This window comes from Mesobacillus subterraneus (assembly GCF_020524355.2).
GTDB lineage: Bacteria > Bacillota > Bacilli > Bacillales > Cytobacillaceae > Mesobacillus > Mesobacillus subterraneus_C.
On record NZ_CP129019.1, the window covers coordinates 2700557 to 2725961 of the forward strand.

Annotated in this window: 23 protein-coding genes and 2 pseudogenes; 7 read left to right on the top strand and 18 right to left on the bottom strand. The window is 41.7% G+C overall.

Translation table 11 applies throughout. The features are described 5' to 3' along the window. Window positions 1–632: 632 nt before the first annotated feature. The 10 genes and pseudogenes from LC048_RS14115 to LC048_RS14160 form a co-directional block, all read right to left on the bottom strand. The gene (locus LC048_RS14115; protein WP_306047960.1) at window positions 633–2456 is read right to left on the bottom strand and encodes an ABC transporter ATP-binding protein; all 1824 of its coding nucleotides are present in this window, start codon (window positions 2454–2456) and stop codon (window positions 633–635) included. Window positions 2457–2530: 74 nt separating this feature from the next. Next, window positions 2531–4280: pseudogene (locus tag LC048_RS14120) on the bottom strand (ABC transporter ATP-binding protein). A gap of 379 nt (window positions 4281–4659) precedes the next feature. Next, a complete protein-coding gene (locus LC048_RS14125) occupies window positions 4660–5115 on the bottom strand; it encodes a TlpA disulfide reductase family protein (RefSeq protein WP_226600378.1) in 456 nt (151 codons plus the stop codon). Between the two features lie 70 nt (window positions 5116–5185). Next, window positions 5186–6310, bottom strand: coding sequence for an N-acetyldiaminopimelate deacetylase (locus LC048_RS14130; protein WP_226600377.1), 1125 nt, complete (start codon window positions 6308–6310; stop codon window positions 5186–5188). 75 nt (window positions 6311–6385) lie between these two features. Continuing rightward, complete coding sequence (locus tag LC048_RS14135; RefSeq protein WP_306047961.1) at window positions 6386–6514, bottom strand: hypothetical protein; 129 nt, start codon at window positions 6512–6514, stop codon at window positions 6386–6388. 272 nt (window positions 6515–6786) lie between these two features. After that, window positions 6787–7497 carry a 2,3,4,5-tetrahydropyridine-2,6-dicarboxylate N-acetyltransferase gene (dapD, locus tag LC048_RS14140; RefSeq protein ID WP_226600376.1) on the bottom strand — a complete coding sequence of 237 codons (711 nt, stop codon included), beginning with the start codon at window positions 7495–7497 and terminating at the stop codon, window positions 6787–6789. Window positions 7498–7638: 141 nt separating this feature from the next. Next, entirely contained in the window at window positions 7639–8532 is an 894-nt protein-coding gene (locus LC048_RS14145) for a transcriptional regulator CcpC (RefSeq protein ID WP_226600375.1), read from the bottom strand. Window positions 8533–8608: 76 nt separating this feature from the next. Beyond that, window positions 8609–10115 (bottom strand): annotated as a pseudogene (locus LC048_RS14150) (MDR family MFS transporter). 157 nt (window positions 10116–10272) lie between these two features. Then, complete coding sequence (gene cbpB, locus LC048_RS14155) at window positions 10273–10719, bottom strand: cyclic-di-AMP-binding protein CbpB (RefSeq protein WP_226600373.1); 447 nt, start codon at window positions 10717–10719, stop codon at window positions 10273–10275. Between the two features lie 341 nt (window positions 10720–11060). Then, a complete protein-coding gene (locus LC048_RS14160) occupies window positions 11061–11297 on the bottom strand; it encodes a YkuJ family protein (RefSeq protein ID WP_023627836.1) in 237 nt (78 codons plus the stop codon). Window positions 11298–11482: 185 nt separating this feature from the next. Here LC048_RS14160 and LC048_RS14165 point away from each other — a divergent pair, with 185 nt between their 5' ends. Together LC048_RS14165 and LC048_RS14170 are read left to right on the top strand one after the other, a co-directional pair. After that, window positions 11483–12445: an MBL fold metallo-hydrolase gene (locus LC048_RS14165; protein ID WP_226600372.1), complete on the top strand. Its 963-nt coding sequence runs from the start codon at window positions 11483–11485 to the stop codon at window positions 12443–12445. 1 nt (window position 12446) lies between these two features. Then, entirely contained in the window at window positions 12447–12686 is a 240-nt protein-coding gene (locus LC048_RS14170; RefSeq protein WP_226600371.1) for a glutaredoxin family protein, read from the top strand. Between the two features lie 171 nt (window positions 12687–12857). Here the strand turns inward: LC048_RS14170 and LC048_RS14175 are convergent, their stop codons facing one another. The 3 genes from LC048_RS14175 to LC048_RS14185 form a co-directional block, all read right to left on the bottom strand. Beyond that, entirely contained in the window at window positions 12858–13529 is a 672-nt protein-coding gene (locus tag LC048_RS14175; RefSeq protein WP_226600370.1) for a DUF3993 domain-containing protein, read from the bottom strand. Between the two features lie 222 nt (window positions 13530–13751). Continuing rightward, the gene (locus LC048_RS14180) at window positions 13752–13997 is read right to left on the bottom strand and encodes a hypothetical protein (protein WP_226600369.1); all 246 of its coding nucleotides are present in this window, start codon (window positions 13995–13997) and stop codon (window positions 13752–13754) included. 73 nt (window positions 13998–14070) lie between these two features. After that, window positions 14071–15279 (bottom strand): EAL domain-containing protein, encoded by a 1209-nt coding sequence (locus tag LC048_RS14185; RefSeq protein ID WP_226600368.1) that lies wholly within the window; start codon window positions 15277–15279, stop codon window positions 14071–14073. A 192-nt stretch (window positions 15280–15471) separates the two neighbouring features. On the opposite strand from LC048_RS14185, the gene LC048_RS14190 reads away from it, so the two are divergent. Next, window positions 15472–16263, top strand: coding sequence for a C39 family peptidase (locus LC048_RS14190; RefSeq protein ID WP_226600367.1), 792 nt, complete (start codon window positions 15472–15474; stop codon window positions 16261–16263). Window positions 16264–16959: 696 nt separating this feature from the next. Beyond that, window positions 16960–17841 (top strand): metallophosphoesterase, encoded by an 882-nt coding sequence (locus LC048_RS14195; RefSeq protein ID WP_306047962.1) that lies wholly within the window; start codon window positions 16960–16962, stop codon window positions 17839–17841. On the opposite strand, the gene LC048_RS14200 is transcribed toward LC048_RS14195, so the two are convergent. Next, window positions 17842–19959 carry an EAL domain-containing protein gene (locus tag LC048_RS14200; RefSeq protein ID WP_226600364.1) on the bottom strand — a complete coding sequence of 706 codons (2118 nt, stop codon included), beginning with the start codon at window positions 19957–19959 and terminating at the stop codon, window positions 17842–17844. A gap of 201 nt (window positions 19960–20160) precedes the next feature. Between LC048_RS14200 and LC048_RS14205 the strand changes: the two genes are divergently transcribed. Both LC048_RS14205 and LC048_RS14210 read left to right on the top strand, forming a co-directional pair. Beyond that, window positions 20161–20658 (top strand): L,D-transpeptidase family protein, encoded by a 498-nt coding sequence (locus tag LC048_RS14205; RefSeq protein WP_306047963.1) that lies wholly within the window; start codon window positions 20161–20163, stop codon window positions 20656–20658. 100 nt (window positions 20659–20758) lie between these two features. Next, complete coding sequence (locus LC048_RS14210; RefSeq protein WP_226600362.1) at window positions 20759–21229, top strand: YkyB family protein; 471 nt, start codon at window positions 20759–20761, stop codon at window positions 21227–21229. Between the two features lie 34 nt (window positions 21230–21263). Here LC048_RS14210 and LC048_RS14215 read toward each other — a convergent pair whose 3' ends face one another. Beyond that, the gene (locus LC048_RS14215) at window positions 21264–22169 is read right to left on the bottom strand and encodes a chemotaxis protein (protein ID WP_226600361.1); all 906 of its coding nucleotides are present in this window, start codon (window positions 22167–22169) and stop codon (window positions 21264–21266) included. Between the two features lie 204 nt (window positions 22170–22373). After that, the gene (locus tag LC048_RS14220) at window positions 22374–22847 is read right to left on the bottom strand and encodes a DinB family protein (RefSeq protein WP_226600360.1); all 474 of its coding nucleotides are present in this window, start codon (window positions 22845–22847) and stop codon (window positions 22374–22376) included. Between the two features lie 139 nt (window positions 22848–22986). On the opposite strand from LC048_RS14220, the gene LC048_RS14225 reads away from it, so the two are divergent. Continuing rightward, window positions 22987–24132, top strand: a complete 1146-nt coding sequence (locus tag LC048_RS14225) for an aminotransferase A (protein ID WP_226600359.1) — start codon at window positions 22987–22989, stop codon at window positions 24130–24132. 39 nt (window positions 24133–24171) lie between these two features. Here LC048_RS14225 and LC048_RS14230 read toward each other — a convergent pair whose 3' ends face one another. Then, window positions 24172–24348 (bottom strand): hypothetical protein, encoded by a 177-nt coding sequence (locus tag LC048_RS14230; protein WP_192473589.1) that lies wholly within the window; start codon window positions 24346–24348, stop codon window positions 24172–24174. Window positions 24349–24410: 62 nt separating this feature from the next. Next, entirely contained in the window at window positions 24411–25292 is an 882-nt protein-coding gene (locus tag LC048_RS14235; RefSeq protein ID WP_226600358.1) for an NAD(P)-dependent oxidoreductase, read from the bottom strand. Window positions 25293–25405: the final 113 nt, after the last annotated feature.

A 25405-nucleotide genomic window follows, 5' to 3' on the forward strand; every position in this document is an offset into this window, starting at 1 on the left:
CGCTCTACTTGTGACTGAAATGCCGAAGACGCTTACATCTCGGGCACATGTTCGCTCTACTTGTGACCGTAATGCCGGAGACACTTACATCTCGGGCACATGTTCCCTCTACTTGTGACCGAAATGCCGAAGACACTTACATCTCGGGCACATGTTCGCTCTACTTGTGACTGAAATGCCGAAGACACTTACATCTCGGGCACATGTTCCCTCTACTTGTGACCGAAATGCCGAAGACGCTTACATCTCGGGCACATGTTCCCTCTACTTGTGACCGAAATGCCGAAGACGCTTACATCTCGGGCACATGTTCGCTCTACTTGTGACCGTAATGCCGAAGACACTTACATCTCGGGCACATGTTCGCTCTACTTGTGACCGAAATGCCGAAGACGCTTACATCTCGGGCACATGTTCGCTCTACTTGTGACTGAAATGCCGAAGACACTTACATCTCGGGCACATGTTCGCTCTACTTGTGACCGTAATGCCGAAGACACTTACATCTCGGGCACATGTTCGCTCTACTTGTGACCGAAATATAAAGGCGGTTCTCCTCTCAATTAATCCGGCTCAAAATTGCTCCTATTTTAATCACAAAAAAAGCCTTCAGTTAAGAAGGCTTTCTACATTTAGACGGCATCTAGCATATTGAATTGTGCTTTGACAAGATCATGATATTCTCCCTCGAGGTCCATAAGTTGAGCATGATTGCCTCGCTCGATGATCATACCATTCTCTAGTACGAAGATATTATCTGCTTCCCTGATTGTCGACAGTCTGTGAGCAATTATAATTGCCGTTCTGCCTTTCAACAGGGTTTTCAATGCCTTTTGGATTTTCACTTCAGTTTCTGTGTCGATGCTTGCCGTCGCTTCATCCATGATTAGAATCCTCGGATTGGCTAGCAATGCCCTTGCAAAGGAAAGTAGCTGTCTTTCACCTACTGAAAGGATATTTCCTCTCTCTTCTACTTCTGTTTTATATCCATTTGGCAACTTCTTGATGAACTCGGACGCCCCTACCGCTTCAGCCGCAGCCCTTACTTCTTCTTCTGATGCATCCGGCCTGCCGAATAGAATATTATCGTAGATCGTTCCGGAAAAAATAAAGGTGTCCTGCAAGACGATACTAATATGCTTCCTAAGACTTCCTATAGAAACTTCTTTAAGGTCATGGCCGTCAACCAACACCCTGCCCGATGTAGGATCATAGAACCGGCTGATTAAATTGGCAATCGTTGTCTTCCCAGATCCTGTATGACCAACGAGGGCAACCGTCTGGCCAGCCTTCATTTCCAGGCTGATCCCCTTAAGCGCTGTTCGCTTTTCATCGTATGAAAAAACCACTTTCTCAAATTTAATTTCACCGCGCATATCTTCAAGTTCAACCGGCTGATCTGCCTCAGAAACGATTGGCTTCTCATCTAGAAATTCAAAGATACGTTCGGATGAAGCCATTCCCATCAATAGCTGGTTATATACCTGGCTAAGTCTTGAGATTGGTTCCCAAAACATACCGAGATAAAAGGCAAATGAGACGAATACACCAATAGAGATGGTTCCATTTTGGATTAAACTCGCTCCATACCAAATCAAGACAGCAGTTCCAAGCGCGTTGGTCAGTTCAACCATTGGACGGAACATAGCATTTTTCTGTGAAGCTGACTTCCAGCTCTGGAAGGTCTCATCGTTGACTCCGTCAAAAAACGCCATGTTTTCCTTTTCCTGAGTAAAAGATTGTGTAACCCTGATTCCCTGGATACTTTCATTCAGGTGAGAATTTAACTTCGATTGTTTCATACGCACATCCTGCCAGGAGCGCCTGATGTTTTTCCTCAGCTTTGTCGAGATTAAGAACATGATTGGCAAAATAATCATGATTGCCAGTGTAAGCTGTGGACTTAACGAGAACAGGATAAAGAAGATACCAATCAACAGGACGATGTCCATCAATAGGTTGATGACACCGTTGGTGAACAATTCCTGGAGGGAATTGATATCATTCATGATCCTCACGAGTATGGATCCTGCTGAACGCTGGTCAAAAAAGCGATGGGAGAGATTTTGCACATGGGTGAATAAGTGTTTGCGCAAATCATATATCACATTTTGTCCCAACTGATTCATCCAGCGGATCCTGAATATGTTTGCGATATAGGAAGCCGTATACAGACCTCCTATTAGTGCGACGAGCCAGAAAAGCATGGTGGCATCTTTGTTTTTTACTGCTCTATCTAAAGTATATATACCGATCAAAATTGGAATGACCAGCCTCACCGCAGTCGTGATTAATACCATAGCAATCGAAAGCGGAACAAGATTCTTCTTATATGGCAGCATATAACCGAAAAGCCTTGACATCTGCTTCCAGTTAAAGGGCTTATCAATAACCTGGTCAGCAGAATAATGGAACCTTTTCAAAACTTGAGAGTTTCGTGTCTTGCTCAAAACCATCCCCCCTGTACATTTAAGAAAACTGGTGCAATGACCAAATTGAATAACAGATATCGCTTAATAGGTATCTAATATCAACCAGTTTGCGATACCTTTTCACGGTCTTTGAATTGAATATCATAGATTTTTTGATATGTGCCGCCATTCTTGATCAAGTGTTCATGGGTTCCTCGCTCAGCAATTGACCCATTTTCAAGCACGAGAATTTCATCCGCATGCTTCAGGGAAGAAATACGGTGTGCGATGATGAAGGTCGTACGCCCCTTCATGACTTCTAGTAATGCTTGTTGGATCTTGAATTCAGTTTCCATATCTACTGCACTTGTGGCATCATCAAGAATTAAAATACTTGGATTGACACAGATTGCCCTGGCAATAGCAATTCTTTGCTTTTGTCCACCCGATAGCCCCATGCCTCTTTCTCCCAAAATCGTATCGTACCCATCCGGGAGCTCCATAATAAAACTATGGGCCTGAGCGCGTTTTGCTGCAGCAATGATTTCCTCCATTGTAGCTTCAGGGTTGCCATAAGAAATATTGGCTTTGATTGAGGAAGAAAATAGGAAAGATTCCTGTAGTACAATCCCTATATTGCTGCGAAGTGATTGAATAGAATAGTCTTTTACATTCAGACCATCGACCAGCACCTGGCCGGCGACTGGCTCGTAAAACCTTGTCATCAGCTGGGTAATACTTGTCTTTCCTGAGCCTGTCGATCCAATCAGCCCAATTGTCTGTCCTGGACGTGCTTTAAACGAAATATTATATAAAGCTTCGTTTTCGTCGTCTCCATATCGGAGTGTTACATCATTGAATTCTACTTCACCAGAAAGTTTTTCAACTTTCAGCGCCCCTCGCTTCTCTTCAATCTCCTCTTCAGCCTCAAGAATCTCCAATAATCTTTCTCCTGATGCTTTTGATTGGGAAAATAGGTTCACAACGAATCCAAGGTTCATGATTGGCCACATGATGTACCAAACAAGGCTGTAAAAAGCCACCAACTCCCCCCGGCAGCAGGGAATCATTCATAACAAGGAAACCGCCATAACCTAATAGCAGAACAACGCTCAAATTACCCAAGAACTCCATGAATGGGAAATACTTCGCCCAAATTTCAGAAGTGAATAAGTATTGATCTTTATAATTTCCATTCGAATCATTAAATCTGCCAATCTCATAATCTTCTCGAGAGAGAGATTTTACCGTGTTGATTCCGCTTATATTCTCCTGGACTTTTGTATTCAGTTTCCCGAAAGATTTTCTAATGCCCCTGAACGCCGGGTGGACTGCTCTGTCAAATTTATATACAACTACCGCAAGGAAAGGCAGTGTCGCGAGTGTCACAAAAGTCAATGAAATAGAATAATAGAACATGACAGAAAAACTTATGCCGATTAGGAGAACGAAACGAATCAGCTCAGAAAATCCAAAGCTGAGGAAAAAGCGAAAGCCTTCCACATCGGCAGTAAGCCTTGACATTAGATCTCCTGTCTTCGCATTATCATAATATCGAAAGGAAAGAAACTGAAGCTTTTCATATAGAGAGTTTCTCAGCTTATAGACAGAGTGAATCCCGAACAGGTCCCCTGTATATTGATAAATATAAGTACAAATTCCTTTCACGATCATTGATCCCACAAATCCGGCTGCAAGAATCGGAATCAGCTCATAGCGACCTCCAATGACGGCTTCATCAATGGTTAGCTGCAGAATCATAGGATAAACGACCGTAATAGCCGTTACAACCAACATAAATAATATTGACCATATAAAATAATTTTTAAAGGGCCAATAATATTCCTTTAACTTTTTGAATGTCTCCATTCATTTCCCCCCTTTGGAAAATTAGAGATTCTTTAGGCAAGAATGTTTTGTTTCACTTTTCTCAAAAATTTTGGAAAAGGTTAGTAAAAAGAAAATGCACGTATACATTAATATATCGAGTTTCGAAATATTTTTCCAGTACTTTGTTTGAATTTTTTTATTTTTTTGTATATGGGAATTATCTGATATTAGCGAATGAAGGATAGATGGATGGTTTTAGCTGTAAAAATAAATAGGTAAAAAAAAAAATGCCCGTTAGGTATATTCTAACGGACAAATTTGAGTTCTTTTTTAAGAAAAGTGTCCGTTAGAAGGTCTCTATCGGACATACTCGGAGGCTTACTGAAGAAAAGTGTCCGTTAGAATATGGCGCACTCCTTTATTCTTCCTTTTCCATTTCTTCGAGGACCCTGATCACACGCTTTTCAAGCATTTTCAGTCCGCTGCCTCCAGCCTGGAAATGCCTTAACAGACCGTTCTTGTCAAAAAGATAGTAAGCAGGGACGTACTGGTTTTCAAAGGCAGCTGTCAGTTTATGCTCATCATCAATGAAGATGGGCTGTGAAATCTGATGTTCTGCTGCCACTTGCTTGATTTCTTCCAAATTCATGTCTTTATCGGATCTGGGCATATGGACAGCCATCACATTCAATTCCTCTTTATAATTATCACGAAGTTCATTCACCGATGGCATCGCGACCTTGCAAAGATGGCAGCTGATTGACCAAAAGTGGATCAATGTCGGCTTTTCACCCACCAGCTGATTCCTGGTAAACTCTCCATTTAACCATTCTGTGGCTCCTGATATTTCAGGCATAGGTTGACGTAATCTCATATCGAACACCTCTTTTTTAGGTATATCTATTTCACTGACAATTTAAAGCCTAATTGACATTATAATGGGCTTAATTGCTTTTGTACTCAATATACTTGGTCAGCAAGTTAATGGCTGTCTCGATGGCGTCCTCATCTGGATCCAGTCTGGCATGATGAAGTCCATGCTCTGAATTAACACCTAGCCAGAACATGAAGCCAGGAATCTCCTTGAGCATATAACCAAAGTCTTCGCCAGTCATTGCTTCTTTGCAAACAATCACGTTGATATTTTCCTTTTTCTCAGCAAAGGCAATAAAATCACGTGCCAATTCTTCATTATTATAAACTTGATGATACATGGCTCCATAGTCAATAGAGGTCTTGCATTGATAACCTACTTCGATTCCTTTTACGACTGCTTCAATCCTCTCCTTGACTCTAGCCATAGAATCAACAGACAGTGTGCGAATTGTACCTTCTAGCCTCGCTGTTTCAGCGATGATATTTTGTACCGTGCCTCCTGTGATTTTGCCGATTGTAACAACAGCACTATCAAGGGGATCAACATTCCTCGAAACAATAGACTGTAGCTGGTTCACAAGAGCACATGCTGCAACGACCATATCATTAGTCTGGTGCGGATAAGCAGCATGTCCTCCCTTCCCAGCTAGATCAATGAACAGTTCGGAAGTATTGGCAAAAAGAAGACCTTCTTTGGTTGCAACCGTGCCAACTGGATATTCGGGTGCAATATGCAAGGCTATAATCATATCAGGCTTCCATTCCTGCATGATATCAGTCTTAAGCATAGGTTCAGCACCACCAGGTCCTTCCTCTGCAGGCTGGAAAATGAACAGCAAATTGTCATCAATCGGATGAGCAACGAAATAAGAAACCAATCCTAGAGCTATTGTCATATGAAAGTCATGTCCACATGCATGCATTTGCCCTTCGTGCAGTGATTTGAATTCCAATCCGGTTGCTTCTGTGATTGGAAGGCCGTCAATATCTGCTCTATAGCCGATCGTCTTCTTAGGGTTACTTCCTTTGATCCTGACAAAAACCCCGGTCTTCCAAGTCTTTATTTCAAGGCGTTCCTGGGGAAGGCTGCCTAAATAATCTAGAAGAAAAGACTGAGTTTTGAACTCCTTGAAACCCAGCTCAGGAATCAAGTGTAAATCTCTTCTGATTTTAATGAAATTAGTAAAATCCATACAGTTCTCTCCTTATAAAAGAAAGCGCGGACCCAATATCCACGCTTTCTTGCTGTTTAGGAATACTAAAATGATTTAGTTGTGGATAAATACAGATAGTTTTCTTAATCCAGCTCCTTGCACCTCGAGTCGCTTGTCTAGCTGCAGCTCCCTAACTCCTCGAGACGCTTCGGTCCTGCCAATGAAGTCAAAGAGCGACTTCACTGTCAGGCCCTCCAGCGCTTGTCGGAGTTGGGCAGTCGCCTCCGCTTTTCGATTTGTCTAGTGTCGCCTCCTAGAAACTCCGAAACTTCAACTCCGCCGGCAGAAGCAAAATGCGCTTCTTTGTCGGAGTCTCAAGTTTCTGTGTTTCTGGGCAGTCGGCTACACATTTCGATTTCGGTTCGCTCAGGTGAAGTCAAAGAACGACTTCACCTGTCGGCCCTCCAGCGCCTGTCGGGGCTGACCAAGGCGCTTGCGCTTTTTGATCATTGCTTTTAAAGCTGGCGAAGCTCCTGCTTGATTTCAGTTTTTGATTTCGTTTTTTCGTCGATTTCCTTGATGACGCGAGCTGGTGTTCCAGCTACCACTGTATATGGAGGCACATCGTCGATAACAATCGCGCCTGCAGCGACAACTGCACCTTTGCCTACTGTTACGCCTTCAAGGACAACAGCGTTGGCTCCGATTACTACATCATCTTCAACTATGACTGGCTTCGCTGAAGGTGGCTCGATAACACCAGCAAGCACAGAACCTGCACCAATGTGGCAGTTCTTGCCGACTGTTGCACGACCGCCAAGGACAACGTTCATATCGATCATCGTACCCTCACCAACAACAGCACCGATATTAATGGATGCCCCCATCATAATTACGGCATTGTCACCGATTTCTACCTGGTCCCTGATAATTGCACCTGGTTCAATACGAGCCTTGATATTCTTCATATCCAGCAATGGAATAGCCGAATTTCTGCGGTCGTTCTCAAGGACATAATCCTCAATTTTAGCCTGATTTGCTTCGATTGCCGGATTGATTTCAGCCCACTCACCGAAAATTACACCTGTGTTGCCTGTAATGAAAGTCTTGGAATTCTCACCAAAGTCGATTCCTTCCAAATCACCTTTAATATAAACTTTTACCGGAGTCGCTTTTTTGCTATTTTGAATAAACGAAATAATTTCGTTTGCATCCATCATTTTCATTTACTTTACCTCCAATTATGTATTCGCCTTTTTCCGCTGAAGAGTTGCTCTTACATAGAGTTAATATGCTAAAGCGACAGCGCAGAAACAGCCTTTTCTAAAAATTACTTTAACAAACAAAAGTTTTTAAAACAAGAAAAACTATTTATCTGGTTTCTTGGACTCATCAATATGTTCTTTGACGATGTCTATGAAGGCCTGGACCTGCTTTAACCGGAAGGCTGATTCATACCCGAGAAGCCAGGTGTCCCTTCCCAAGGGTTCATTGTTTTCGTCTTGAAGCGGGACTTTAAAAATATCCTTTTCTGCCCCATTTAGAGTTATTGCCGGAAGGATTGCATAGCCGATACCGTTAAAGGTCATTTGTTTGCAGGTTTCAATCTGGTCTACAATGATGGTCCTTTTTGGTGCTGTCTGGAATTGCCGCAGCCACCAATCCTGGATTTCCTGGTAGTAGTTGGAATCACTTTTAAACTGGATAAACGGCCGGTCTGTTTCCAGCACTTGTTCTGGGCTTGTAATTTCCGTGTCCACTAAATACAGACTGTCCTTGAATAAGTGGATTTTGACACCCTTCCAGTCTGGTGTGCCCCTGATAATTCCTATATGTACCTGATCTTCATAAAGTGCCTTTGAAATTTCACTGCTCCATCCAGTAACAAGCGAAATTTTAGCTTGAGGGTAACGGTTTACATATTTCTTCAATACCTGAGGAAGCCAATTTTGACCGACAATCGAAGCTACAGCTATTTTAAGGGTACCATACACCTCAGAATTTAATGCATGTATTGATTCCCTGGCTTTTTCTTCTCTGGCAATTGTCTCATTGACAAATTGTATTACAACCTCACCTGCAGGAGTTAAAGTCAGCCCTTTTTGGGACCTGAGGAAAAGCTTGGTACCCCAATCCTTCTCAAGCGATTGGAGTCGCTGTGACAAAGCTGGCTGTGATACGAATAATCTCTCTGCGGCCTTCCTCATATTCATTTCCTGTGCAAGCACAGATAACAGGTGAAACTCTGATATAGATGACATAACTGAACCTCTTGATAAGATTTTCTTATATTATAAATGAAATCCCCTATTTTTACATTATAGAAAAAACTGCAGATCACTCTGCAGTTTTTTCCTTCTTAGGCAGGAATAAGATGAACAGCAAACTGATAATCGCAAAAATGAATACGACAATGTAAACAGAATGAAGAGCGTTTGTCAGTGCGTCCTGCAGGATTGTCTTCAATTCTGCAGGAAGCTTCATCCGTTCTGATTCATTGAGCAGGACATTCGCTGTATCTATCGTGAGATTCTGGTCTGTTGCTCCCTTGTTCTTCATATGGGTCAAGATGCTGCTGTTTAGGACTCCCCCCAGCAAGGCAGCTCCCACTGTATTTCCCAGGTTTCTCATGAACATATTGGCTGCTGTCGCAATCCCTCTTTGCTGCCAGGCAACAGTACTTTGGATGGATACGATGAATGCTGTACTAGTTAGACCCATCCCCACTCCGACGAAAAACGACCCTGTTGCTGCCCACAAAGGACCACCTGCAGGAGTCAGAGTGACAAAGAGGATGCTTCCGAGGATCAATGCTGCACCACCAAATAAAGAAGTCTTGCGATAGCCGATAGTCAACAGCAGACGGCCGCTGAGAGCCGAAGCAATCGGCCATCCTATCGACATGGCCGTCAAGGTGAAACCAGCTACAATCGGGGACCTCTCCATGACACCCTGAACAAATGCAGGCAAAAAGCTTGAAATGCCAATCAGCATGACACCGGTTGTCAAAGAAGTCATATTGGCGATGAATATCGATCGTTCCCGCCAAATATTAAATGGCATCATCGGCTCTTCTGCCCTTCTCTCTTGAAGTATAAAGAGGATCAAGGTCACTGCGCTCAGGCTGATCAGGCCAATCGTTTTTGGGGATGTCCAGGCCCAATTTGCTCCCGCTTCCACCAGGACAATCATCAGGGAACTTATCGCCGCTGTAAGGAGCACTGCACCAGGATAATCGATCTTATGCTTCTTTTTCTCAATATCTTCATGGAGATAAAGCCAGAGGGCCTGCAATTGCAAGGATCCCAAGCGGGACATTGATCCAGAAAACAAATCTCCAGCTCGCATATTCCACGAGTAAGCCTCCAAGAGCCGGTCCCGAAACAGCTGAAATTCCCCATACACTGGAGAGATACCCCTGTATCTTCGCCCGTTCTTCCCTGGAATAGATATCCCCAACAATGGTTGTGGCAATCGGCATGACTGCACCTGCGCCGAACCCTTGTATGAACCGGTATAGAATCAACATTTCCATCGTTTCAGCAGTCCCTGACAAAATCGAACCAATCAAAAAGATGATAATTCCAAAAGTTAAAATTGGTTTCCTGCCAAATAAATCGGATAATTTGCCATAGATGAGAACAGTAACTGCATTCATCAGCAAATACGCAGAGAAAACCCAGCTATATAATGCAAAACCGCCCAGGTCACCAACGATTGCCGGCATAGCCGTAGAAACTATCGTGCCTTCCACAGCACCCATAAACATGGCAAGCATGACTGTCGCGAGTACAAAAGAGCGTTTTGTTACTTTTTTGTTTATCTGTTGATCAGCATGTCCCATTTGCACACCTCTAGAAGAAAAGCGTAAGCGCCTTGCTCAGCCCCGACAAGCGACTCGAGGGGCTAGGCGATGGAGCTGGACACTAATCAAAGTAATAAAATTTATTCTTTCTTATACCGTGAAAAAATTCAGCTCCCTTACCCGGGAGCTGCATGATCTAATTTTTATTATACCTTTTAACTTGCTTGCTCAATTTCAGCAATACAGTCCGTCTTGTCAGAATACCTTCAAAAATTCCTGAATCATCTTCTATACAGAGAAAAGGGTGATCTACAAGAAGGTCTAAGGAGGATTGAAGAGTTGAGTGGATGTTTATTCTTGGTACTTTCGAATTCATAGCTTCTTCGACTCGTTTTTGTTCAAGCTGCTCGAACTCGATTCTTTCCAGGCCGAGAATTGAATCCATTATAATAGGCGTACTGATTAAGCCCATTAGACGATAATGAGGATCAAGGACAGGAATCGCAGTATACCCGCTCTTTGTTAAAACAAGAAGAGCATGCTCAAGGCTATTGCCAACTTGGACATGGGCTACGCGTTCAGAGGGTATCATCACATCTCTTATTGACACTTCCAAAAACTCACCGCTGTAAAGACTAATCATGGCGAAAACTCCCTAAAATGAATTTCTTTCCATTACATTTTATCACAAAATGAATGAAGACGCTTTTATTTAGTTTACCTCAATAAAACGAGGATATTAAATACAGAATTCAAAACAAGAAAAGCGCAAGCGCCTTGGTCAGCCCCGACAAGCGCTGGGAGGCCGACCAATGAATTCGCTCTTTGACTTCATTGGCAGGACCGAAATTGAAAAGTAGAGCCGACACTAAACTAGCGACTAGAGGGGCTAGGAGCTGGGGCTGAACACTAATTTAAGTGGAAAATTTACTCTTTCTTATTCAATAAAAAAGGACCACAGATGGGTCCCATTTTTACTGAAGATTACTGAATAAGATCAAAGATCTCAATTGTAATCATATCAATGTTGTCGAATTGATATTTCTTAGGTTTTTCTTTGTCATTGTATATTTCCAATTCGTATGTTTCAGTTTTTGGATGATATGTAACCTGGCATTTACGCTCACCATTCACTTCAAAAAAGCGTTGAGCAGGTTCTCCTCCATTGGACTGCTCTTGCAAATTCTTTAAACGAGTGATTATTCCCTGAAGCTGTGACATTATGCTTCCTCTCCTTTCAAAACAAAAACCAATAACTTATAAATAGATTTTGCAATTGGCCTATTTATATCCATGTAAAATGATTTCAGAATTTTCTATACACAATTCTTTACATGTCAATATTAACAGAATAAAATAATGTGAGACGATGTACAAGTAAAAGCTTCAAGAAAAGGAGTGATTTTTTGAAAAAACCAGTGCAACTATCCGAAAATGTCTTTCTAATCGATGATTTTGATTTAAGTATGGAAGAACGTACCGGTACATATGTTTTAACAGAAGAACAGGTGACGCTTATTGAAACATCCGCCAGCCCGTCCATTCCCTATATCCTCGAAGGCTTACAAACACTAGGGATATCTCGATCCGATATCTCATACATAATTGTGACACATATACACCTCGATCATGCAGGCGGAGCAGGTTTAATGCTCCAGCATTGCCCTAATGCTAAAGTAATTGTACACCCAAAGGGTGCCAGACATCTAGCTGATCCTTCAAGATTGATTATGGGAGCAAAGGCAGTATATGGCGAAAAGTTTTCACAGCTGTTCGATCCAATCGTAGAAATCTCGGAAGATCGCCTGATGGTAATAGGCGACGGCGACACACTAAAAATCAGCGAGACACTGACACTTGAATTTTTAGATACGCCAGGACATGCAAATCACCACTTCAGTATCTATCACCCGCTAACAAAGGGGATTTTCTCTGGCGACACTGCCGGGATTTATTATCCTCAGCTTGATCGTGAAGGCATTGAATTCTACCTGCCAACGACCTCACCGAACCAGTTTGATCCAGAAAAAATGCTTCATTCCATAAATCGTTTTAAGGAACTTGGTACAGAGCGAATTTATTTTGGACATTATGGTATGTCAGAAAACCCTTCTGAAGCTTTCAGGCAAGTGGAGAGTTGGCTAGAAGTTTTCGTTGAAGAAGCAAGGCAGGCAGTCTTAGAGGAAAAGCATCCAGGTAAGCAAGTGGAGTACATCACACAGAAACTTTATGATAAAATTAAAACTCACTTGACCCAGCTGGGACTGCCAGATCAGCATCCGATATATGAACTGCTATATCTGGATGTAAATGTAAGCGCCATGGGGCTGGCTCATTATTTAAACCATAATCTCGGAGGAACACATTAAAATGAACGACATCATCGTATACACACAGAACGATTGCCCTCCCTGCCAAATCATTAAAATGTTCCTGACGGAATACGGGTTTTCGTATACAGAAAAAAATATCAATGAAGATGATAAAATCAGACAAGAACTTACCGAAACATACAACTCCTATTCCACACCAACAATTGTGATTGGTGAAGTAATCATCACTGGGTTTGATCTCGAAAAGCTAAAAAAGGTTCTGAAGATTAGGGAATAGTGCTGATTGATTAAAGTAACGGGGGTTGTTTGGAGAATCTTCTAGTATCTATGGGAACTGCCTACTCCCCCGGAAGCGTTGCGACTATAACAAAAATCAACAGCCTTGTTAAAAAATGAAAAGCGTGAAATCTCGATTCAGATTTCACGCTTTAACTATTTTTATCCATTTTTATAATAACCCGAATAACAATGTCCTGCTCTCATTCTTGAAGATTACACCTAACTCCATGAACGTTTTCAGCGTTGAAAAATTCGGTCCAAATACAAATGTCTCGTTCGTTGAATTTTCTTCGTTAACAGGATCTGCATCCTGTTGCTGCTCCTGCGCTTTTTCAGGATAAGCTTTATTGATTACTTCTTGCGGAACCTCATCATACAGATAATCAGCTACCTTCCAATCACCATTCACTTTAACAATCTTCAAGCCTTCATAATGATCTTCATAGCCTACAGGACCTTCGGTATTCCGCGGGAAAAACTCGACAACAAAGATTTCATTTTCCATTTCCACCACTTTTGTTTTTTCTGAAAAGGCGTAAAACGGAATAAAATAAAGAGCAAAGTCCGTTCCATATGTCTGGTACTCACTTTCCTGACCTACCACATTCTCTTCAATGAATCGGGATTTGTAACTCTTAGTAAAATAAGGATCCAGAACGCCTTCAATTTCCTTCATTGTCCTGCTTTTTTCACTTAAGGAAACCTGCGATTCAAACGCCTTTTTGAGGAATGCGAAAACGTCTTCCCTGCCATCCAAATCTGAATTGGCATATGCATTGGCCGGTACAATAAATAATAATAACGATAAAACTAAAAATAATTGCTTTATTTGCTTGTCCAATTGCTCCCCCTCCTCTATGGTGACTAGTAAATCAATTTTACCAACATTTACCCTATTTGATTACGAAATTCATTCGTAAAATAACATCAGCATCTGACAGAAAACTTGTTTCACACTTCCAATTTACCCTCATCTCACTCGAACTAACGCATAAGTTAAAAAAATTGTAGTTTTATACGATGACTATTCCTTTTTCCCAAAAAAATAACCCCCGTTTGGAGGTTAATATCCTGTACCGGTGGTCACAGCAAAATAAACGATGAACAACAGGGCTATGGAGAGAACGATTATATATGTCAAAAAAATCGGGTTCCGGATATAAGCGTGCTCCTGGACAGCACCAGGGATCTGGGAATCCAGATTGCCTTGAGCCTTTTTCTGTCCCTTTCCGAAAGTCCAGGTATAAAAAAGACCAGCAACCAGCACGCCTGCACCTGCCAGTAAAAGCATTGTTGTATATATGCTCAAGTTAAATCCCCCTTATAGAAGGCTGTATATATAAATTGTGCAGATTCTGCTTTACTATGCTTTTTTCCGCTTGTTAAAATAACCCTTCACGTTGATTGAGAAACGTGGCGCTTAAATCCACAAATAAAAATTCTGTTCCACTTAATGGGAGTGAAAACGTCCGAATGACCTCCCCTGTTTCTATATCACTGTATCGGTCTGACAGGATCCCTTTTTTCCCTGTCCTCATTCTAATGATATTCTCGAGGAAATAAGGTCTCCAACTCCAGTTCTTTCCCTCGTATTTTGGCTGCACAAGCCAGTGATCTCCTGTTTTATAAAGGTTTGGCGATAGCTGGAAACCATCTTCGTCACAGACATACATCCTGAAGGCAATTCCATCAAGGCTGTCTCCAAGCGCCATGAGGAACTCGCTTGGACTTTGGCTTTTTTTACTGCGGTTTATCAGTTCCTGAAACTTTGTGTGTAACTCGATTCTTAAGTCAAAAAATGATTGAAGCCGTTTTTTCTCGGATAGAATAAACCCATGAATTTCTGTCTTTAATTTTTCCCTCAGGATATCCTTAACCACTAATTCCCTTTGAGGTTTGAATAGATAGAACCCTTGATAAAACCTGCCTCCATTCTTCCAGGCAAATTGCAGCTGGTAAGGTGTTTCGATGTTTTCAAACAATAGAGTTGCACCGATTTTCCTAGCGAGGATTGACAAAGAATGAAGGACATCGAGATAAGCAGGACCCGAGTTATTGGACCTTAGAGTGGACATATCAATTTTTAAGATTTCAGGTTCAATACCTGCTATGCGCTCAAAATAGCTGCTTTCGTTGCCCACTTTATCCATCGCGATTTTAATCCCAAAGGATTTGTAGTAGTTGATCAGATGCTCTATATGTGCTTGTTCATTGGACACAGAAATTTCAAGAACAATATGCTCAGGTTTGACACCCATTTCCTGGTATGAATGAATTAATTGTAAAAACCCTTCTCCATCATCCATCATTAATAATCCTGCATCCCTGTTCACAAACCATAAGAGGTCTTGTTCCCATGATTGAGAGACCACTTCCATCGCTTTGGCAAAAACGATATTTTCAACTTCGATCCGGTACTCTTCCGGAATTGTATCATCTTGAAAAAAAGTTCCGAGACTTATGTCATCACTTCCGTTAATATACCTGCCCAAAACTTCATACCCAATAATTTTATGCTCATCTGCATTAAAAATCGGCTGGAAAAAGGGAACGACATGGTCTAGGTTGGTTAAAATATCCAAGGCATCCAATATAAACTGCAACCTCCCTTCAAAATACATCTGATGCGAAAATCCAACAATCATTTTTCTATTCATTAATGTGATATGAATGATTTTACCATAATATGAGTATTCCCTCAGTTATACCGTTTCCAATTACATCATGTCATAAAAATGACTTTTCAAGTAAAAATAGATATAGGCTTATGGAAGGATGATGACATGAAAACGCGGCATTTCATCGGCATTCTTCTTCCATTGCTTGGATGCAGCCACGGCTCGCCCGCCGAAAATGAAGCACAAATGCAGAAAACCTTGAATAAACCAATCATTACGAATGAAAGTCCTGTGCCAACTCAGGAAATGGCGGTCCCAAACACTATTCAAAAACAGGCAAAACAACTGCAACAACAAAATACCAAAGCGTTACTAAACGTACCCTTGATCAAACAAAATCCAGAGTTAAAATATGGTTGTGAAGTAACCAGCTTGGCGATGATGCTGAAATACGCCGGAGCTGATACAGATAAAATGAAGCTTTTCAAGGAGATAAAGAAAGAAAACGATGCTTTGAAGAGATCAGCAAATGGTGATATCTTGAGCTGGGGTAACCCAGCTGTAGGCTTTGTTGGAGATATGACCGGAAAACAGGCAGGCTATGCAGTCTTTGATAAACCAATAATTGATTTAATCAATCGTTATTTACCAGGAAGGGCAGTCAATTTGACTGGCAAGGAGTTTGACGCAGTACTGGACCAAGTATCTGCAGGTTATCCAGCAGTTGTATGGACTACCGGCAATTATCGTTTGCCCGACCGCTGGGAATCCTGGACGCATGGCAATGAGGTCATCAAAACGCCTCTAGACCTTCACGCTGTAGTCCTGGTCGGTTTCAATGAAACAACGGTCTATTTGAACGATCCTCTGTCTGGCCGAAAACAGGTGCCAGTAAACAAAACTATCTTTATAAAAACATGGAAAGCGATGCAATCGAGAGCAGTCAGTTACCGTTAAATATAGATAAGGCTGGGTAAACCCGGCCTTGTCTTTTTTTGGACTGATTGGGCACAAACTCTCCCAAATGGGTGCCCGTAGGAATGGAGATTAAAGCGAGCAGAAGATAGCAATTTTAATTTTCTCTCCTCTTTTTTTCAAGCGCACTGTGTAGCTTGACAAGCGATTGGACGATCGTCCTTTTTTTATTAAACCCTTTCGAGGGAGCACTTTCGCCATTATGGATAGCTACTGCATTCCCCCCATGTTCCTAAACGATTAAATCCATAGACAAAAACCTTTATATATCCATTTTTTGTGGGGATATATATCATTTCCATCTTAATATCATAATCATCCATCTACAACACCTCAAATTCATTTACCTATAAATGACTTTTCATATTTCCTTCCTCTTCCCTTCTAAAATTAATTAAAAACATCATGAATCGTGCCCTTCCCTAAAATGCCACTTCTAATTTCCTTGTTTGTTTAGGAAATTATAAAATTATTTAGTAGTGGATAACTACATGTAGTAGTCTTAATCCAGCTTCAGCGCCTAGCCCCTCGAGTCGCTTCGGTCCGCCCAATGAAGTCAAAGAACGACTTCACTGGTCGGACCTCCAGCGCTTGTCGGGGCTTAACGAGGCGCTTGCGCTTTTTGTTCTTTGTTTGCTAGTATAGTAGAGAAAATTCGGGAATAGGTTGGTATTTTTCATGTCTGAACAAATCACTCGGAGGACTTTTATTAAACGGGCAGTTGGAACTTTGTTGACTGCTGGAGGACTCGGCACAGGGAGCTATTTTTATGCCCGGGAAGTCGAACCACGCATGCTTGATATTACCCGTCATACGATTAAAAATGCCGCGGTGCCTTCCGGTTTTGATGGAGTGAGGATCATTCAATTCAGCGATACCCATATCGGATTCCAGTATACAATGGAGCAACTGAGGCAATTGATTTCTAAAATCAATAAACTAAAGCCTGACCTGATTGTTTTTACCGGGGATTTACTTGACGACCCCCGACACTTCACCGAACAAAACAAACTGATCTCTATGTTGAGCAAACTCGATGCCCCGCTAGGTAAATTTGCCGTGTATGGCAACCATGACCATGGGGGATACGGTTCTGATCTATATAAACAAATAATGGAGCAATCGGGATTCACATTATTACTGAACAACGCAGTTAACATCAAGCTTCTTGATGGAAGTTCAATATGGATTGCCGGAATCGATGATGCTATGCTTGGTAAACCTGATCTGAACGCGTCCATCGCCAATATACCAACTAACTCATATACAATCCTTTTATCCCATGCCCCAGACAAAGCAGAAGAAGCAGCACACTTCTCAATTCAACTGCAGATGAGCGGACATAGCCACGGAGGACAGATTCAGATTCCCTTTTATGACCCATTGGTGACCCCGCCTTTTGCCGAAAAATATGTGGAGGGCTTTTATACTGTTGGCAAGAGCGAGGGTCTGACTCTGTATGTGAACCGCGGTCTTGGGACGACAAGGCTTCCATTCAGGTTTTTATCTCAGCCTGAACTTGCAGTTTTTACCTTAAAAAATGAAAAAACAAGCAGCTGATCAGCTGCTTGTTTTTGCTTTCAGGATGAACTTTTCCTCTGCTTCCAGGGCTCTTAATGGTCTGGAAAAAAAGAACCCCTGTGCTTTTTCACAATCCGCATTTGTCAGGAAATCAACCTGGCTCTGCTCCTCGACACCCTCGGCGATCACTTCCATTCCTAGGCTGTTTCCTAAGTGGATGATCGTAGTTATGATAGCGGCATCCTTGCCGTTATACTTTATATCTCTTATGAAACTCTGGTCAATTTTCAATACATCGATAGGAAACTGTTTCAAATAACTAAGCGAAGAATAGCCAGTTCCAAAGTCATCTACAGAGATTTTGATTCCTAAGTTCTTCAGCCGCTTTAGGATCGGAATCGTCTCCTTTGTATCCTGCATTGCGCCCTCGGTAATTTCAATCTCCAGGAGAGAAGGCTCAATATTGTACTTCTCTATCGAACTTTTGATCACCCGAACTAAATCCAACTGCATGAACTGCTTAGGAGATATATTGATAGCGATCCTGATTGGCTTTCCGGTCTTCTCTGTCCATTTCTTGATTTGCCGGCATGCCCCTTCAATTACCCAGTTGCCAATCGGGATAATCAGTCCAGTATCCTCTGCAAGAGGGATGAATTCGGCTGGAGAGATAAAACCGAATTCCCTGTTGTCCCAGCGGAGCAATGCCTCGAAGCTTGATATTTCATTGGTAAGCAGATGGATCTGCGGCTGATAAAAAAGTTCTAGTTCGTCCCGTTCAATTGCTTTTCGCAAATGAGCCTCGAGCGTAACGATATTTACTCCCGTAGACTGCATATCAGAGCGATAAAATTGATAATGGGCCTTCCCTTTTTCTTTTACGCTATATAAAGCTTCATCCGCATATTTAATCAATGTTTCTGCATCCTTCCCGTCATTTGGGAAAAGGCTGATACCAATACTAGGTGTAATATAATACTCCTGGGAATTAAAATAAAAAGATTCATTGAACCTGAATAATACTTTTTGTGCAAATTCCGCTGCACCTTTCCTGCCTGTTCTTTCCAGTAAGATGATAAATTCATCACCGCCCTGTCTGAAAACAGTACAGTTTTCTTTTTGTATGTCGATCAGTCGATGTGCTACTTGCTTCAAAATCTGATCACCAACCAGGTGTCCAAGTGTATCATTCAAGTATTTAAATCGATCTATATCCAGAAATAAAAGGGCAAATTCAGTCTTTTGTTTCTTTTTATTTTTAACAAGATTATCAAGTTGATCAAGTAGCGCACGCCTGTTGCGCAATCCAGTCAACTGGTCATGAAATGCCATGTACTTAATTAGTTCTGTGCTTTTTGCCTGCTCGGAAAGATCTCTGATAATGATATACATACCTTTAATTTCAGAATGAATTACGACCGGAATTGTCTTTAAATGAACCGTCAGGAATTTTCCTTTTCTGTGCATGAACCGACAATCGAGCGATTCCTTTGCATTACCCGCTTTTGTATCAGATAAGAGTTCCTGAAAGGGAGGCAAGTCACTTTCACATATCAAGCTAGTGATTCTCTTCGATTTAAGCTGTTTGACAGTATAGCCTGTCAATATTTGAGCCGCCGGGTTGACATCAAGGATCTTTCCCTTTAAATCAATTGAAAAAACAGCATCCAGATTATGGTCAATTAGGGAGCGATATCTTTGCTCACTATCAATCAATCTATTATTCTCTTTAACCTTCTCTGTTATATCCCTGGTTACCGCTACAACATATTTCACTTTACTGTCTTCATCCTTGATCGGAGTTAAAAGTGTCTCTTCAGTGATCTTATTGACTTTGTCGAGGTGTACTTCATCATGGAAAACGACTTCCACCCCCTCTTTTACGGCCTTACTATAATGTTTTCCCAATGAATTCAGGAGGTTTAGAGGTAGAACCTCATCCATCGTCCTGCCGATATCACTAACAGTCATCCCTGCATGGAGAAGACCATTTTCATTAGCAAATAGATAACGGAATCGGTAACCCGGTTCAACCTGCATGATAAATACAAGATCTTTTACATGTTTAAAGATGATGTCTGAAATCATCTGTTCTATTTTTGTCGAAGCGGAAACGCCTCTTCTTTTAGTTATTCTTGATTGCTTCATCTGATTCATCAAACCATCCTCATTCCAGAAGTACAATAGTACCTGGTTCATGATTGCGAACTAGTTTTATATTCCTATTTTACTCTTTAAATAAGGAAAAACGATACTATTTTTATAAAATTGACAATCTTACGCTAAAAAACGACAAACATTACCCGACGGTGCCCTCTCCTATCGACGAGCATAGACTGCATTAGAGGAGGAGATTCCATGAATCATATTGTTAAAAGAGGAGAAACGCTGGCAGAGATTGCCGCTAATTATCGCAGGACGCTTCAACAAATCCTTGCTGCCAATCCTGGTATCACGAATCCTGCACTCATCTATCCTGGCCAGAGAATCATAATTCCGGGACTTCCAGATCCAGCTTCTATTCCTTATTCAATTTCCGTTTCACTGACCAACCGAAGGCTTACACTTTTTCGTTCAGGCACACTGATAAAATCCTATCCCGTCGGCATCGGTAAAATGCTGACGCAAACCCCGGTTGGCGAATATGTAATTGTGAACCGAGAACCTAATCCCGGCGGCCCTTACGGTTCCATGTGGCTGTCGTTATCAAAACTTGGATATGGTATTCACGGAACAAACAATCCTGCATCGATCGGTAAGGCCGTTTCGAAAGGATGCATTCGGATGCATAACAAAGAGGTTCTTGAGCTGGCAAGGCAAGTTCCCAATGGTACTAGAGTCAGGATCACCCGATAGTTCCCTATAAAAAGGCTTCTATTTCTCAATCAGCCAAATTAAGGGTATAATGAAAATAGTTTATAAAAGTTTTCTAACAAAAACGAAAGGAGCTAGCCCATTGAATAATGAAAGGAACAAGATACCCTCTCTCCGTCCAACGATCGAGAACCTCTCACAAGCAATCTTCACTGTGAACCGTCATGCAAAGACTGCTCCCAATCCGAAGTTTTTATATCAGTTAAAACAGGATGCGATTAAAAAAATGCTGCGGGAAGGCAAAGCTAAAAAAACAGGACTACATTTTTCGAACAATCCGAGAAACAGCCAGCAGCAATCAGACGTACTAGTGGTTTGCGGGGACTACACATTCCATATCCCGCCGACAAAACAGGATTTTGATCAACTTCCCCACTTAGGAAAACTTGATCAGTCAGTGAGGAACCCGAGGGCATCCATTTCCTTAACTAGCGCGAAAAGGCTATTGTCAGCCTACACTGGACTGAAAGATTCCACCGAAACAGCCGTAGCAGGAAAGACAAGGAGATATGCCAAACCTGTATTTAAGAAGCTAGGAGAACGCTACCCTTAATAAGAAAGCTGGAAATCAGCTTTCTTTTTTTTGATTATAAGATCAATTCATCTATTTTCAAGACCAATTCACTTATCTCCGGCTTGCTGATCTGAGCATCAGCACCAACGACACTACCCTTATGGCGCAAGTCATTCGTGATTAACGATGAAAAAATGATAACTGGAAGTTTTCCCAGAACCGGATGTTCTTTTATTCTCTTTGTCAAGTGATGCCCATCCATCTGGGGCATTTCTATGTCAGTGATCACAAGTTGCACTGCCTGCGAAAGAACCTCAGAATCCTCTGCCAGGTGCTCAAGATAGGTAATGGCATCCTGTCCATTCTCAAAAAACTCAAGGTACTGAAATCCAGCTTCACTCAAAGTCTCATGAAGCATTTTCCTTAACATCCCAGAGTCTTCAGCAATGACAATTCTTTTCAAAGATCGCTCCCTCAGACCAAGTTTCTTGACATCGCTGACCTTTATTCCAGAATCAGGATTGATTTCAAGAAGGATCCTTTCAAAATCCAGAAAAAGGACCATTTCTCCGCCTAACTTGATTACTCCGATTATTTGGCTCTCTTGTCCCTGATACATGTCTGAAGGCTTCTCAATTTGAGCCCATGAGATACGGTGAATTTGTGAAACGGTATGGACATGGAAGACTGTCTTCATCTGATTGAATTCAGCGACGATCAATTTATCCTGCTGTGGATTTGTTGACTCCTTCAGCCCCAGGGCTGCTGCGACATTGATGACTGGCAGCACCTCTCCCCTAAGTTCCATGATTCCCTCAACAAATGGATGAGCGTTCGGAATCGCCACAACAGGGACAGGATTGAGAATTTCTTTAACTTTCATGACATTTATCGCAAATTTATTCTGACCAATGCCGAACTCAACAATCTCCAGTTCATTCGTGCCTGATTCTAATAAAATATTGTTATCATTCATCATTTTCTTCCTTCTCTATATAAAATTAGTTTTATATACATCTTATCGGCACAACTATTTAAACTGTTTAGTTAAAGGATTGAGAATTCACGTGCTTGAAAGTGACTATCACCTATTGTCATGAAACTGGCAGAAATCCATTTAAAAATATATAAATTCAAGTTTTACGATGAAAAAGCAAACCGAAAGATCGGTTTGCCGTGTGATTTATTTCACCAATGCCCTTCCTAATGCTGCATCTACTTGCTTTTGGTGATGAAGATCATGATAGACGAAATCGATTAAATATTCCCCAACTGTCATATGCTGTTTGGAGATTTTAAAAGCCAGCGCCAGCTTGTCTTTATCCATTTCTTCAAGCATCTTATGGAATTCAGCGCGCACAGCAAGGAGTCCATCGAGAATTTCTTCCTTTGTTGCTTTATTTTCTGCGTATTCTCGTGCTCGTTCATTAACACTTTGAAAATCAGGGTAGGAAGGCAATTCAGCTCCCTCTTTGAAATAAGGGAATCTTTCCTTTAATGAGTATTGGTCCCAGAAGAGCAAATGCGCCACTACCGCGCCAACCGACCACTTCCCGTCACCTAAAGGCTTATGCCATTCAGTATCTGTCAGTGCCATGAGCGAATGGATCCATCCATCAAAATCTTTATAATGTTGTCTTATCTCTTCCAAATTCATTTGAATCTCTCCTTTTTGTTTAACTTTAAATAATATTCGCTGCTCACCTACAATAACCTTTTTGACCGGGGGGACGAATTTTACATCTTTTCCATTCATCATGGTAAAATAGTGATATTCAATCGAAGGGATGAAAGATGTGGAACATTTAATTAACAACAGGGTGAAGAATATAGAAATCTCGGGAATCAGGAAATTCTTTAATATGGTTGCAGATGTGAAAGATATGGTTTCCTTGACCATAGGCCAGCCGGACTTTCCGACACCAGCACATGTCAAAGAAGCCGGCATGAAAGCAATAGAGGACAACATGACTACATATACCCATAATGCAGGGCTAATCCAATTAAGGAAGGCTGCGGCAGACTTTTATCGAAAAAAATATCATGTCGATTATACAGCAGAAGACGAAGTAATTATTACTGCAGGAGCAAGCGAGGCTATTGATATAACTTTCAGGACCATTCTTGAAGAAGGATGTGAGGTCATCATCCCTGGGCCTGTTTACCCAGGGTACGAACCAATTATCAAGCTATGCGGTGCTAATCCGGTCTATGCAGATATCAGGAATACACAATTTAAAATGACTGCAGAGTTGATTGAGAGCCTGATTACTGAGAAAACAAGGTGTATCGTCCTCCCATATCCATCGAACCCTACTGGGGTCAGCTTGGATAAAGAGGAACTTATAGATATAGCACAACTGCTTAATGGCAGAGAGATCTTTGTCCTGGCGGATGAAATCTATAGTGAGCTTGTTTATGAGCAGCAGCATGTTTCAATTGGCCAGTACATAAAAGAAAAGACCATCGTTATCAATGGTCTTTCCAAATCCCACTCGATGACTGGCTGGCGAATAGGAATGCTATTTGCACCTGAATATCTTGTAAAACATATTCTGAAGGTGCATCAATACAATGTGACCTGTGCGACATCGATTTCACAAATGGCTGCTTTAGAGGCATTGACAGCCGGGATTGATGACGCATTGCCAATGAAGCAAGAGTATGCATCAAGGCGGGATTATGTATTTAACAGACTACAGTCAATGGGACTTGATGTAATAAAGCCTGATGGTGCGTTTTACTTCTTTGTTAAAATTCCGGGATCTTATATCTCTTCATTTGATTTTTGCTTAAAATTGGTCAATGAAGCGAAGCTCGCGGTGGTCCCGGGGAGTGCTTTCTCTGAATTAGGAGAAGGATATTTCCGGCTCTCCTATGCGTACTCAATGGATACGCTAAAAGAAGGACTCGACCGATTGGAAAATTATTTACGGAATTAAAGTGGAAAGCCGTTCCTCGAAATCAGGAACGGCTTTTTATTATCCTTTATATTTCCCGTTATTCTTGGAAGCTTTCTCTTTTTTCGCCTTATCCTTATGGATCTTATTGGTTGCTGCACTGCCTATTTCATGTGAGAACTCAGAATCAATTACAGCAGAATCAAAACCCTTTTTGTTCTTTTGCTGCGGATCGTTTTTTTTCGTCCTTTTAGCCATAAAAATCCCCTCCTTTAGGTTTTAGTATCTTTACCTGGGGAGGGGTCTATGACTAGAAAATATTATGATTGTTTCCAGTACTTAAATAATGCCTGTGTACCGCTGTTTTCTTCGCCGTTTTCAGCGATTTGCTCATAAAGCGATAATGCAAGAGAAAGTCCTGGCACCGGCATGTCCATACGCTTAGCTTCATCCAGGGCGATTTTCATGTCCTTGATAAAGTGCTTGATGTAAAAACCCGGTTCAAAATTGTCATCAATCATTCTTGGTGCAAGATTAGAAAGCGACCAGCTGCTTGCAGCCCCGGTCGATATGCTCTTCAATACGGTTTCAGGATCAAGCCCAGCTTTTTCTGCATAGATGATCGCTTCGCACACTCCAATCATATTTGAGGCAATCGCAATTTGGTTGCACATCTTTGTGTGCTGTCCTGCACCAGCCTCTCCCTGGTGAACAATATTAGTTCCAAGGATGTTAAGTAGTGGTTCTATTTGAAGAAAAACCTCATCATTGCTGCCCACCATGATTGCAAGCCTTGCTTCTCGGGCACCGATGTCCCCGCCGGAAACTGGCGCATCCATTGCATGAATTCCCTTCTCTTTTGCCTTTTCATATATTTCTTGTGCAAGGGAAGGAGTCGAGGTGGTCATATCAATTAAATAACTGCCCGGCCTGGCATGAGTAATGAGACCGTTCTCGCCTAGATAAACCTCTTTCACGTCTGATGGATAGCCAACGATCGTAAAAACAACATCTGCCTTCTGTGCTACATCACGCGGAGAATCTGACCATACCGCTCCTTTTTCAAGCAGCTCAGCAGCCTTTTCCTTTGTTCTGGTATATACGGTGAGCTGATAACCCGCATCGAGCAGATGCCCTGCCATGCTTTTTCCCATCACTCCTGTACCAATAAAGCCAATTACCGTATCTTCTTTAGAAAGCATATGTATTCCTTCTCCCATAGCGATTTTAGGTTTATTTTAACATTATCCAGAAGAAAAGGCCGAGAATTTTACTTCTCGGACTCCAGAACGATCTACCACTTTATGCGCAACAA

What these genes read in the sequence shown, in the direction of transcription:
- LC048_RS14115 (WP_306047960.1), bottom strand. Translation starts at nt 2,456, where the DNA reads ATGGTTTTGAGCAAGACACGAAACTCTCAAGTTTTGAAAAGGTTCCAT.
- LC048_RS14125 (WP_226600378.1), bottom strand. Translation starts at nt 5,115, where the DNA reads ATGAGATTACGTCAACCTATGCCTGAAATATCAGGAGCCACAGAATGG.
- LC048_RS14130 (WP_226600377.1), bottom strand. Translation starts at nt 6,310, where the DNA reads ATGGATTTTACTAATTTCATTAAAATCAGAAGAGATTTACACTTGATT.
- dapD (WP_226600376.1), bottom strand. Translation starts at nt 7,497, where the DNA reads ATGAAAATGATGGATGCAAACGAAATTATTTCGTTTATTCAAAATAGC.
- LC048_RS14145 (WP_226600375.1), bottom strand. Translation starts at nt 8,532, where the DNA reads ATGTCATCTATATCAGAGTTTCACCTGTTATCTGTGCTTGCACAGGAA.
- cbpB (WP_226600373.1), bottom strand. Translation starts at nt 10,719, where the DNA reads ATGATTAGTCTTTACAGCGGTGAGTTTTTGGAAGTGTCAATAAGAGAT.
- LC048_RS14160 (WP_023627836.1), bottom strand. Translation starts at nt 11,297, where the DNA reads ATGTCACAGCTTCAGGGAATAATCACTCGTTTAAAGAATTTGCAAGAG.
- LC048_RS14170 (WP_226600371.1), top strand. Translation starts at nt 12,447, where the DNA reads ATGAACGACATCATCGTATACACACAGAACGATTGCCCTCCCTGCCAA.
- LC048_RS14190 (WP_226600367.1), top strand. Translation starts at nt 15,472, where the DNA reads ATGAAAACGCGGCATTTCATCGGCATTCTTCTTCCATTGCTTGGATGC.
- LC048_RS14195 (WP_306047962.1), top strand. Translation starts at nt 16,960, where the DNA reads ATGTCTGAACAAATCACTCGGAGGACTTTTATTAAACGGGCAGTTGGA.
- LC048_RS14200 (WP_226600364.1), bottom strand. Translation starts at nt 19,959, where the DNA reads ATGAATCAGATGAAGCAATCAAGAATAACTAAAAGAAGAGGCGTTTCC.
- LC048_RS14205 (WP_306047963.1), top strand. Translation starts at nt 20,161, where the DNA reads ATGAATCATATTGTTAAAAGAGGAGAAACGCTGGCAGAGATTGCCGCT.
- LC048_RS14215 (WP_226600361.1), bottom strand. Translation starts at nt 22,169, where the DNA reads ATGATGAATGATAACAATATTTTATTAGAATCAGGCACGAATGAACTG.
- LC048_RS14220 (WP_226600360.1), bottom strand. Translation starts at nt 22,847, where the DNA reads ATGAATTTGGAAGAGATAAGACAACATTATAAAGATTTTGATGGATGG.
- LC048_RS14230 (WP_192473589.1), bottom strand. Translation starts at nt 24,348, where the DNA reads ATGGCTAAAAGGACGAAAAAAAACGATCCGCAGCAAAAGAACAAAAAG.
- LC048_RS14235 (WP_226600358.1), bottom strand. Translation starts at nt 25,292, where the DNA reads ATGCTTTCTAAAGAAGATACGGTAATTGGCTTTATTGGTACAGGAGTG.